The 10318-nt window shown below is 71.3% G+C and carries 10 protein-coding genes; 2 read left to right on the plus strand and 8 right to left on the minus strand.

All coding sequences use genetic code 11. From position 1 onward, the window contains the following. Window positions 1-4: 4 nt before the first annotated feature. The 4 genes from ribD to AB0I53_RS01475 all read right to left on the minus strand — a co-directional run bounded on the left by ribD (window position 5) and on the right by AB0I53_RS01475 (window position 4085). Window positions 5-1048: a bifunctional diaminohydroxyphosphoribosylaminopyrimidine deaminase/5-amino-6-(5-phosphoribosylamino)uracil reductase RibD gene (ribD, locus tag AB0I53_RS01460; RefSeq protein ID WP_358594698.1), complete on the minus strand. Its 1044-nt coding sequence runs from the start codon at window positions 1046-1048 to the stop codon at window positions 5-7. A gap of 301 nt (window positions 1049-1349) precedes the next feature. Further along, entirely contained in the window at window positions 1350-2030 is a 681-nt protein-coding gene (rpe, locus tag AB0I53_RS01465; protein WP_358595211.1) for a ribulose-phosphate 3-epimerase, read from the minus strand. A gap of 138 nt (window positions 2031-2168) precedes the next feature. Next, the gene (locus AB0I53_RS01470) at window positions 2169-3563 is read right to left on the minus strand and encodes an amino acid permease (RefSeq protein ID WP_358594701.1); all 1395 of its coding nucleotides are present in this window, start codon (window positions 3561-3563) and stop codon (window positions 2169-2171) included. A 105-nt stretch (window positions 3564-3668) separates the two neighbouring features. Then, the gene (locus AB0I53_RS01475) at window positions 3669-4085 is read right to left on the minus strand and encodes an OsmC family protein (RefSeq protein WP_358594704.1); all 417 of its coding nucleotides are present in this window, start codon (window positions 4083-4085) and stop codon (window positions 3669-3671) included. A gap of 214 nt (window positions 4086-4299) precedes the next feature. Here AB0I53_RS01475 and AB0I53_RS01480 point away from each other — a divergent pair, with 214 nt between their 5' ends. Continuing rightward, window positions 4300-5637, plus strand: a complete 1338-nt coding sequence (locus tag AB0I53_RS01480; RefSeq protein ID WP_358594707.1) for an APC family permease — start codon at window positions 4300-4302, stop codon at window positions 5635-5637. Window positions 5638-5746: 109 nt separating this feature from the next. On the opposite strand, the gene AB0I53_RS01485 is transcribed toward AB0I53_RS01480, so the two are convergent. The 4 genes from AB0I53_RS01485 to def form a co-directional block, all read right to left on the minus strand. After that, a complete protein-coding gene (locus AB0I53_RS01485) occupies window positions 5747-6205 on the minus strand; it encodes a nucleoside deaminase (RefSeq protein WP_358594710.1) in 459 nt (152 codons plus the stop codon). Window positions 6206-6274: 69 nt separating this feature from the next. Beyond that, a complete protein-coding gene (locus tag AB0I53_RS01490) occupies window positions 6275-7687 on the minus strand; it encodes a transcription antitermination factor NusB (RefSeq protein ID WP_358594713.1) in 1413 nt (470 codons plus the stop codon). Next, complete coding sequence (gene fmt / locus AB0I53_RS01495; RefSeq protein ID WP_358594716.1) at window positions 7684-8607, minus strand: methionyl-tRNA formyltransferase; 924 nt, start codon at window positions 8605-8607, stop codon at window positions 7684-7686. The genes AB0I53_RS01490 and fmt overlap by 4 nt, the downstream gene beginning before the upstream one ends. A gap of 1 nt (window position 8608) precedes the next feature. Next, the gene (def, locus tag AB0I53_RS01500; protein WP_358594719.1) at window positions 8609-9154 is read right to left on the minus strand and encodes a peptide deformylase; all 546 of its coding nucleotides are present in this window, start codon (window positions 9152-9154) and stop codon (window positions 8609-8611) included. Window positions 9155-9305: 151 nt separating this feature from the next. Here def and AB0I53_RS01505 point away from each other — a divergent pair, with 151 nt between their 5' ends. Further along, window positions 9306-10199, plus strand: coding sequence for a DUF4231 domain-containing protein (locus AB0I53_RS01505; protein WP_358594722.1), 894 nt, complete (start codon window positions 9306-9308; stop codon window positions 10197-10199). Window positions 10200-10318 lie beyond the last annotated feature (119 nt).

Below are 10318 nucleotides of genomic sequence, written 5' to 3' on the forward strand. Positions count from 1 at the left end.
CGCGCTACCTGGCTTCGGCGCCCGGTCGGCCGTCCAACGGGACCGCGCTGATCCGGACGTCGGGGCCACTCATAGTCGTCTCTTCGATGGACAACCGCCATGCTTCCGAGATGCTTCCCACTCCCGCTTCCCCGAGCGCGGCCGGACCGGCGCCCAGCAGCAGCGGCGCGACGTAGGCGAGCACGCGGTCCACGTGCCGGGCGGCGATGAACGCTCCGGCCAGCCGCGGGCCGCCCTCCAGCAGCACGTCGACGATGCCGCGGTCGGCGAGCGCGGCGAGCACCGCGGCCGGGTCGCCGCCGGGCAACTGGATCGTTTCGGCCGCGTCGTCGAAGACCTTGGCAGCGCGCGGGATCTCGCGGTCGCCGACGACGACCCGCAGCGGCTGCCGGGCCCGCAGCGCGCCGTCCGGCTCGCGGGCGGTGAGCTGCGGGTCGTCGGCGAGGACCGTGCCGGTGCCGGCGATGATCGCGTCCACCTGCGCGCGGAACCGGTGCACCTCGGCACGGGATTCGGCGGAGCTGATCCACTTGCTGGTGCCGTCGGCGGCGGCCGAACGACCGTCCAATGTGGCCGCGTATTTCCAGGTGACGTGCGGCCGCCCGGTCCGCGCGAAGTGCAGCCAGGCCCGCAGCGGGCCCTTCTCCACCACGTCGACCATAAATCCACTGTGGACATCGATGCCCGCGGCGCGCAGCACGTCGGCGCCACCGGCGGCCTGCGGGTTGGGATCGGAAGCCGCGTGCACCACGCGCGCGATCCCGGCCGACCGCAGGGCATCCGTGCAGGGCGGCGTCCGGCCGGTGTGCGCGCACGGTTCCAGCGTCACCAGGGCGGTGCCGCCCCTGGCCCGCTCCCCCGCCGCGCGGAGCGCGACGACTTCCGCGTGCGGGCCGCCGGGCGGCTGCGTCGCGCCGACGCCGACGACCTCGCCGTCAGCGGCCAGCACCACGCATCCCACCGGCGGGTTGGGGCTGGTCGTGCCGCGCACCTGCTCGCTCGCGGCGATCGCGGCGAGCATCGCCTGCTCCTCTGCGCGAGCGACCATCGCTTCCCTCCGCTCATGCGGGTCGACCGGCACCACAGCCCAACAAGTTCACGTTTTCAATGGCCAGGTGCCGCGAACTAGTTGTAGACCTGCAGAGGCCGTCTTTGGCTTTGTCCTTGAAGCGCCGAAGGCGCTTAGCCCACCTACGCAACTTGCACCGCCGCGGGTTCTCAGAGGTCTTCTCGCGAGGACAGCCCCGACGTGGTGAATTGGTCATTCATGATGTCGGGGATCCCACAGCGAGAAGACCTCTGAGGTTCCGCCACCCGCACCGCCACGCAAGACGAGCCTAGGAATTACATCATCGCCGGGCGTGGGCGAAGTTGGGGGCGGCCTTGGCGCGCAGGGCCTCGACCGCCTTCGCCGGGTCGTCGGCGTTGTAGACCGCCGAACCCGCCACGAAGCAGTCGACCCCGGCCTCCGCGGCCTGCTCGATGGTGTCGGCGTTGATGCCGCCGTCGATCTCCACCACCAGGTTCAGGTGCCCGGTGTCGACCATTTCGCGGGCCTTGCGGGCCTTGTCCAGCACCTCGGTCATGAACTTCTGGCCGCCGAAGCCCGGCTCCACCGACATCACCAGCAGCGTGTCGTAGTGCTTGAGCACCTCGACGTACGGGTCCAGCGGGGTGTTCGGCTTGATCGACAGGCCCGCCTTCGCCCCGGCGGCGCGCAGGTCCTTGGCGATCGCGATCGGGTCCTTGGCGGCCTCCACGTGCACCGTCACGTTGTAGGCGCCGGCCTCGGCGTAGCCGATGGCCCAGCGGTCCGGGTCCTCGATCATCAGGTGGCAGTCGATCGGGATGTCGGTCGCCTTCAGCAGCGACTCGACCACCGGCAGCCCCAGGGTCAGGTTGGGCACGAAGTGCGCGTCCATCACGTCCACGTGCAGCCAGTCGGCGCGCTTGCCGGGCGCGCCGTTCACGGCGGCCATCTCATCGGCGAGGCGGGCGAAATCGGCGGACAGGATGGAGGGCGCGATCATCGGCTGGTTCGACACATGCGGGAGTGTAAATCCCTGGTGCGGAGGGCAGCGGAGCGCCCTTGCGCTCCCGCTCCTCACCCGATCGGCGGAAGCGCGAAGGACGCCTGTCCCGCGGCCAGGCGCGCCCTTCGCCGGTGCTCACTCCGAGCGCGCGGTGCTGCGGCGCCGGATGACGTAGTACGCCACGCAGAGGATCAGCACGAACGGCACGCCCGCCTTCCAGGCGGTGTTGAACTGCTCGGTGAACGGCGTGGTCAGCAGCACCGCCGCGACGAACAGCATCACCAGCACCGTCGTCACGGGCGCGCCCGGCAGCCGCACCGGCGACGGCGGCAGGCCCTCCAGGGCTCGGCGGCGGCGGAACACCAGCTGGCTGGCGAAGATCATCAGCCACACCACCAGCGCGCCGAACAACGCCAGGCCCAGCAGCATCGGGAACGCGGTTTCCTCGGCGAACACCGACAGCGACGCGGCCAGCGCCAGCCCGACCGCCGACAGCACCAGGGCGCGCCGCGGCACGCCGTTCTTGCTGACCACCGCGAACCACTTCGGCGCATAGCCGTCCAGGGCGAGCGAGTGGGTCATGCGGGCGGTCAGGTACAGGTTCGTGTTCATCGCCGACAGCGCGGCGGTGAGCACCACGAAGTTCATGACCCCTGCCGCGGCGGGAATGCCCACCAGGCTGAACAGCTGCACGAACGGGCTCTCCGTGATGTCGCCCGACGACGACGCCTGGTTCCACGGCAGGATCGAGACGACCACCAGCATCCCGAGCACGTAGAACAGGCCCAGCCGCAGCACCATGCTGCGTGCCGCGCGCGGCACGTCCCGGCCGGGGTTGCGGGACTCCGCCGCGGTCATCGAGACCGCCTCGGTGCCCAGGTACGAGAACGTGACCACCGTCAGCGCCAGCCACACCGCGCCGATGCCGTTGGGCAGGAACCCGCCGTAGTCGGTCAGCGCGCCGACGCCGGCCGGCTGCTGGCCGGGCAGGCCGAACACGATGTAGACCACGCCGAGCACCACGAACACCACGATCGTGACGACCTTGATCATGGCGAACCAGTACTCGAACTCGCCGAAGAAGCGCACCGCGGCGACGTTGATCGCCAGCATCAGCACCGAGAAGGCCACCACCGGGATCCACAGCGGCAGCTGCGGGTACCAGAACTGCAGGTACAGCCCGGCGGCGATGACCTCGCTGCCGATGTTGACCACCTGCGCGGCCCAGTAGATCCAGCGGGACACGAAGCCGGCCAGCCCGCCGAGGTACCGCTTGATGACCGCCCCGAACCCGCCGGCCTCGGGATGCACCACGATCATCTCGGCCAGCGCGTAGGCCAGGGCCAGCGCGGCGAACGCGGCGACGCCGTAGGCGATGATCACGGCCGGGCCGGCGATGGAGATCGCCAGGCCGGAACCGAGGAACAGCCCGGTGCCGATGGCGCCGCCGATGGCGATCATGCCGACTTGGCGTCCGGAGAGATCCCTGCGCAACCCGGTCTGCTGTGCCGGTGCGGTCTCCTGTGCCACTGTGTTGTGCCTCCCACTCGTCGCGCACCACTACCGGTGCGCGACGAGCACTTTACGACGCGGCCCCGGGTGCCGAACGCCTCAGTTGCACAGTTGTAGTGCGCGTCAGCGCGGGAGGGTCAGTTCGATCGGGGTGCCCTCCTCGACGGAGCGGCTGACGGTGCAGTACTTCTCGACGGCGCGCTGCACCGCGTCGACGACCTTGCCGCGCTCGCCGTCGTCCTCGATCCCGCTGAGGTCCACATCGAAGCTGACCTGCACCGAGGCGAACTTGTGCTTGTCCTCCGGGACCTTGGTCCGGTCGGCGTGCACCGTCACCTTCGCGTCCTCGCCGAGCCGCCGGACCAGCAGGTTCTCGCTGGTGACCGCGGAGCAGGCGGCGATCGCGGCGAGCAGCAGCTCGCCGGGGGTGAACGCGTCGGGCGCGTCCTCGCTGCCGATCGTCACCTCGCCGCCGCGCGGGTTGGTCGCGGTGAAGGTGTGCGAACCGGTGCGGGTCACTTCGACCGGAGTGGAAGACATTCGTACCACCTGACGTGAGTTGCGGTTGCCGGTCCAGCCTCGGTGCGGAACCGTGCAAGGTCAACCATCGCGGACGCCGCGTTGTTCCGACCGGGCCCGGGGGCATGCTTTGATCGAGCGCCCCATCCTCGCAACCCGCACTGCGGCGGGTTCTCAGGCGTCTCCTGACCGAGGGGGCGACCCGCAAATCGAGTTCGGAGACAGGTATTCGGCCATGACCACTACATCTGCGGAGGGGTTGCAGCGGCGGTTGTCGCTTCGCGACCTGATCGTTTCCGGTCTGCTGTTCATCGGGCCGCTCGCGCCCGTCGGCGTCTTCGGCGTGCTCGATGCGCGCAGCGGCGGCGCGGTGGCGCTGGTCTACGTCGTCGCGACCGTCGCCATGGCGTTCACCGCGTGGTCTTACGCGCGGATGTCGACCGCGGTGCCGAAGGCCGGTTCGGTGTTCGCCTACGCGTCGGCGGGCCTGGGGCGCGCGCCCGGTTTCGTGGCCGGGTGGATGATCATGCTGGACTACCTGTTCATCCCGAGTGTGGCGTCCCTGTTCGTCGGGATCGCGACGAACTCGCTGGTGCCGCAGATCCCGGTGTGGCTGGCGACCGGGCTGGCGATCGTGGTCGTGACCGCGCTGAACCTGACCGGCGTCAAGGTCGCGGCGATCGTCGGCACGGTGGTGCTGGTGGTGGAGATCGTGCTGCTCGCGGTGTTCGTGGTCGCCGCGCTGGTGGTGCTGGCTTCCGAGGGCCCGGCCCGCCCGTGGCTGTCGCCGCTGACCGGGGTGGGCGCGTTCGCGCCGCTGGCCGTGCTGGGCGCGGTGTCGGTGGCGGTGCTGTCGTTCCTCGGTTTCGACGCGATCGCGTCGTTCGCCGAGGAGAACACCGGATCGTCCCGCCAGGTCGGCCGGGCGCTGCTGTTCTGCCTGGCGCTCAGCGGCGTGCTGTTCTTCGTGCAGACCTACCTCGCCTCGCTGCTGAACCCGCTGACACCGCAGGAGCTGGCGGCGAATGCGGACGCGCAGGATTCGGCGTTCTACGACATGCTGCGGGCCTCGCTGGGCGGCTGGCTCGCGGTGGCCGTGACGGCGGTGAAGGCGGTCGCGCCGGCGTTCTCGGCGATGGTGGCGCAGGCGGCGGTGAGCCGGCTGCTGTTCGGCATGGCGCGGGACGGCCAGATGCCCGCCGCGCTCGGCCGGGTGGACCAGCGGGCGCACGTGCCGCGAAACGCGACGCTGCTGGCCGCGGTGGTGACGCTGATCGTGTCGGTGTGGGCGGCGTCGGCCGAGGACGGGCTGGAGGTCCTGTCGTCGATGGTGACGGTCGGGGCGCTGACGGCGTTCGTCATGCTGCACGCCTCGGTGATCGGCTACTTCGCCGTGTCCGGGCGGGAACGCCGGGTGTCCACTGTGGTCATTCCGGTCATCGGCGCCCTGATCGCGGTGGTCGTGCTGGTCACGGCGAGCCCGCTGGCGCTGACGGTGGGAGCGGTCTGGCTGGCGATCGGCCTGATCACCTATTTCGTCCGCAGCCGCACCACCGAACAAGCCCCGGAGTAACCCGAGGAGGCTCCGTTTCCGCTGGTCAGGCCCCGTGCGTGTTTTGTGCTGCTATAGCGACACAAAACACGCACGGGCAGTTACCAGCGGAAACGGAGCGAACACCGGATCAGTCCGCGTCCTCGCCGATGTCCTCATACCAGAGGCCGGGATTCGCCTCGATGAAGTCGGCCATCAGCCGGGTGCATTCCGGGTCGTCGAGGAGCACGATCTCGACGCCGTTCTCGGCCAGCCAGTCGTGGCCGCCGTGGAAGTTCCGGGCCTCGCCGATGACGACGCGGCCGATCCCGAACTGGCGCACCAGCCCGCTGCAGTACCAGCACGGCGACAGCGTGGTCACCATCGTCGTCCCCGCGTAGGAGCGCTGCCGCCCCGCGTTGCGGAAGGCCGCCGTCTCGCCGTGCACCGACGGATCGTCGTCCTGCACCCTGCGGTTGTGCCCGCTGCCCAGCACCTGCCCGCCGGCGCCGATCAGCGCCGCACCGATGGGAATTCCGCCCTCGGCCAGCCCGGCCTTCGCCTCCGCGACCGCGACGGCCAGCCACCGCCGGTAGTCCTCTTCGGACACCGCTCACCTCTCGTAGTGATTCATGAGTGGCAATGGCCGCTATTACTACCATTGCCACTCACGACATCGTCACACCCGCAGCAGGGCGCAGAACATCGCGTCGGTGCCGTGGCGGTGCGGCCACAGCTGCACGCCCGGCCCGTCGCCCAGATCCGGCACGTCCGGGAAGTACTGGCGCGCGTCCAGCTGCGTGACGCCGGTGCGGCGCACGACGTCGGACACCACGCCCTCGGTCTCCGGCAGGTGCGGCGAGCACACGACGTACGCCACCACGCCGCCCGGGCGGGTCAGCTTGATCGCCGACAGCAGCAGCTCGCGCTGCAGCTTCGTCAGGTCGCCGACGTCCGACGGCTGCCGCCGCCACCGCGCCTCCGGCCGGCGCCGCAGCGCCCCCAACCCGGTGCACGGCGCGTCCACCAGCACGCGGTCGAAGCCCGGCTCCAGGCCCGGGTCGCGGCCGTCTGCCACGTGCACCGACACCGACAGCCCTTCGGTGGCCTTGCGCACCAGGTCCGCGCGGTGCGGCGCCTGCTCGACGGCGTCGAGCGAACCGCCGTCGAGGGTGATCAGCGAACCGAGCAGGTTCGCCTTGCCGCCCGGGCCCGCGCACAGGTCCAGCCAGCGCAGATCCGATCCCTCGACCTCCGGCCGGGTCACCGCGAGCGCCACCAGCTGGCTGCCTTCGTCCTGCACGGCGGCGAAGCCTTCCCGCACCGGCTCCAGGTCGCCGGGGTCGCCGGCGCCCGCCTCCAGCCGCACGCCGTACGGCGAGTACGGCGCCGGGTCGCCGCCGGTGATCGCGGCGAGCTCGTCGGCGCTGATCTCGCCCGGGCGCGCGGTCAGGTGGACCGCGGGCCGGGCGTCGTCGGCGGCCAGCGCCGCCTCCAGCTCGTCGGGGCCGAGCGCGTCGGCGAAGGCCTGCGCGATCCACCTCGGGTGCGCGTAGCGCATCGCGAGGTGCCCGACCGGGTCTTCGGCGCGCGCCGGGGCGAGCTTGTCCACCCAGCCCTGCTCGTCGAGCTCGGTGGCGTGACGCATCACGGCGTTGGCGAAACCGGCCAGCTTGGAACCGTTTTCGAATCGCACGATGTCCACAGTGGATGCTACGGCGGCGTGCGCCGGGATCCGGGTGCGCAGCAGCTGGTAGACGCCGAGGCGCAGCGCGTCGAGCATCTTCGGGTCCAGCTCGGCCAGCGGCCGGTTGCTGCAGTCGTCGATGACGGCGTCCAGCAGGCCCTGCGCGCGGCAGGCGCCGTAGGTCAGTTCGGTGGCCAGCGCGGCGTCCCGACCGCTGATGCGGCGCTGCTTGAGCAGCGGCGGCAGCGCCAGGTTCGCGTAGGCGTCGCGTTCCCGCACCGCGCGCAGCGTCTCCACCGCGGCGAGGCGGGCCGGGTCGACGTCCACGGGCCGGGCCGGGCCGGACTTGCGCTGCGGCGGGCGGGCCTTTGCCGGCCTGGACGGCCGGCGGCGGCGATCGTTCACTTGAGCCGTTCTCCTTGCTCGATGCGGGTTCCGCGGGCCCAGTCGGTGGCGGCCATCCGCTTCTTGCCCGCCGCCTGCACTTCGCCCAGCGCGACCGCGGACGTCCCGGTGCCGACCAGCACGCGACGCCGTTCCACCCGGATCTCCCCGGGCGGCAGTTCTTCCTCGACGACGGACACCGGGCCGAGCTTGAACCGCTCGTCGCGCAGCAGCGCCCAAGCACCCGGGTCCGGGGTGACCGACCGGATCAGCCGGTCCACCGCGGCGGCCGGGGCCGCGAAGTCGACCTTGGCGTCCTCGACGGTCACCTTCGGCGCGTAGCTGAGGCCGTCGCCGGGCTGCTCCTCGGCGCGGAGCGTGTCGTCCTCGATGCCGTCCAGGGTGGCCGCCAGCAGCCCGGCACCGGAGATCGCCAGCCGGTCCAGCAGCTCACCGGCGGTGTCGCTGGCGCGCACCTGCTCGGTGACCACGCCGTAGACCGGCCCGGCGTCCAGCTCGCGCACCAGCCGGAAGGTGCTGGCCCCGGTGATCTCGTCGCCGTGCCGGATGGCCGCCTGCACCGGGGCGGCGCCGCGCCACGCGGGCAGCAGCGAGAAGTGCAGGTTCACCCAGCCGAACTTCGGGATGGCCAGCGCCTTCTCCCGCAGCAGCGCGCCGTAGGCGACCACCGGGCAGCAGTCCGGGGCCAGCTCCGCGAGCCACTCCAGGAAATCCGGGTCGGACGCGCGCGCGGGCGTGAGCACCTCGATGCCGTGCTCGTCGGCGAGCGCGCCGACGGGGGAACGCAGCAGCTTGCGACCGCGCCCGGCGGGAGCGTCCGGCCGGGTGATCACCGCGGCGACCTCGTGGCGGTCGGAGTCCAGCAGCGCCTGCAGCGCGGGCACCGCGGGAGCGGGCGTTCCGGCGAAGACCACGCGCATATCAGCGGCCCCCGAACAGCGGGTGCGGGCTTTCCTTGATCACCGGCGTGTTGCCGTCGAACCACGTGGCCTTGCGGATCTCGCGCATCGCGGCCTTGCGGGTCTGCTCGTCGAGCCGGTCGACGAACAGCACGCCGTCCAGGTGATCGGTTTCGTGCTGGATGCACCGGGCGAGCAGGTCGGTGCCCTGGACCTCGACCGGTTCGCCGTGCATGTTCCAACCGCGGGCCACGACGTTCCGGGCGCGCACGCAGTCCCAGTACATGCCGGGGATCGACAGGCAGCCCTCCTCGCCGAACTGCTCCTCGTCGTCGAGCGCGGTCCAGGTGGGGTTGATGAGGTGCCCGGCGAAGCCGTCGCAGTGGTAGGTGAAGACCCGCAGGCCGACGCCCAGCTGCGGCGCGGCCAATCCGGCCCCGCCCTGGTCCTCCATGGTGTCCCACAGGTCCTGGACGAGGGTGCGCAGCTCCTTGTCGAAGTCGACCACCTCGTCGGCTTTGGTGCGCAATACGGGGTCGCCGAAGAGTCTGATCGGCTGGACGGTCACATGAGCTCCCTGGGACGTCGACGACTGACCGACCCGACGAGTCTAGTCGTCACCCGGTCCAGGCCGGTGGTGCGGGAGTTCCGCCGAAATGGCCGCTTTCGCGGCGGTCCTTCGCCACGATTCACTGGGAACCCCGAGTCACGGAGCGTGCATGTCCAGTACCGATCAGCTGCAAGACCTGACCCCGACCGACTACCCGGGACTGTTCCAGGCGGCCGACGCGGCCTCGGTGCACCAGCAGCGCACGTTCCTGCGGGCCGTCCGCTCCCGGCTGGTGCTGACCGTTTCGGCCGCGACGTTCGCCGCGTTCGCGCTGCGCATCGGAGACTCCCAGATCGACCTGTTCGCGGTGGGCACCGCGCTGGCGTTCGTCGGCGCGATGGTGATCGAGCTGGCCATAGTGGGCACCCGGCCGGACAAGGTCTGGTACGAGGGCCGCGCGCTGGCGGAGTCGGTCAAGACCCTGACGTGGCGCTACGTGGCGGGCGCCGCGCCGTTCCCGGTGGACTCCGAGCGGGCCGACGACGAGTTCGTGGAGCGCATCCGCATCCTGCAGCGCGACATGCCAGAGGTGCCGCTGCTGCCGAGCACGGCGTCGACGATCTCCGCCAAGATGCGGTCGATGCGCGCCACGCCGCTGGCCGAGCGCAAGGAGGCGTACCTGGTCGGCCGGGTGCTCGACCAGCAGGACTGGTACGCGACCAAGGCCCGCTTCCACCAGCGCAGCGCGCGGATCTTCCGGACGACGATGCTGGTCATGGAGGTGGTGGGCGTCGCGGGCGCGCTGGCGAAGGCGTTCGGGGCGGTCAACTTCGACCTGGCGGGCATCGTGGCCGCGGCCGTCTCGGCGTTCGCGGCGTGGACCGCCACCCGCCAGCACAGCGCGACCGCGACCGCGTATGTGGTGGCCTCCCACGAACTGGCGGTGATCCGCGACCTGCTCGACCGGGATCTCGACGAGCAGCAGTGGTCGGCGGCGGTCGTCGACGCCGAGTCGGCGGTCAGCCGCGAGCACACCATGTGGCACGCCAACCGGGCGCGGTGACCGCCGCCGGAGGAACGTTTCCGCAGGCACGGGGCCGTGAGTCTTTTGGGGGGGTGTAGGCACCCCAAAGAAACACCGCGCCCGGGGGCAGCGGGGCGGGAGAACCCCAGGCGCCCCGC

The organism is Saccharopolyspora sp. NPDC050389 (genome assembly GCF_040655595.1).
Lineage (GTDB): Bacteria > Actinomycetota > Actinomycetes > Mycobacteriales > Pseudonocardiaceae > Saccharopolyspora.

Excerpts from the sequence above, each read along its gene's own strand:
- ribD (WP_358594698.1), bottom strand. The coding sequence starts at position 1,048 with ATGGTCGCTCGCGCAGAGGAGCAGGCGATGCTCGCCGCGATCGCCGCG.
- fmt (WP_358594716.1), bottom strand. The coding sequence starts at position 8,607 with ATGCGCGTGGTCTTCGCCGGAACGCCCGCTCCCGCGGTGCCCGCGCTG.
- rpe (WP_358595211.1), bottom strand. The coding sequence starts at position 2,030 with ATGATCGCGCCCTCCATCCTGTCCGCCGATTTCGCCCGCCTCGCCGAT.
- AB0I53_RS01475 (WP_358594704.1), bottom strand. The coding sequence starts at position 4,085 with ATGTCTTCCACTCCGGTCGAAGTGACCCGCACCGGTTCGCACACCTTC.
- AB0I53_RS01505 (WP_358594722.1), top strand. The coding sequence starts at position 9,306 with ATGTCCAGTACCGATCAGCTGCAAGACCTGACCCCGACCGACTACCCG.
- AB0I53_RS01480 (WP_358594707.1), top strand. The coding sequence starts at position 4,300 with ATGACCACTACATCTGCGGAGGGGTTGCAGCGGCGGTTGTCGCTTCGC.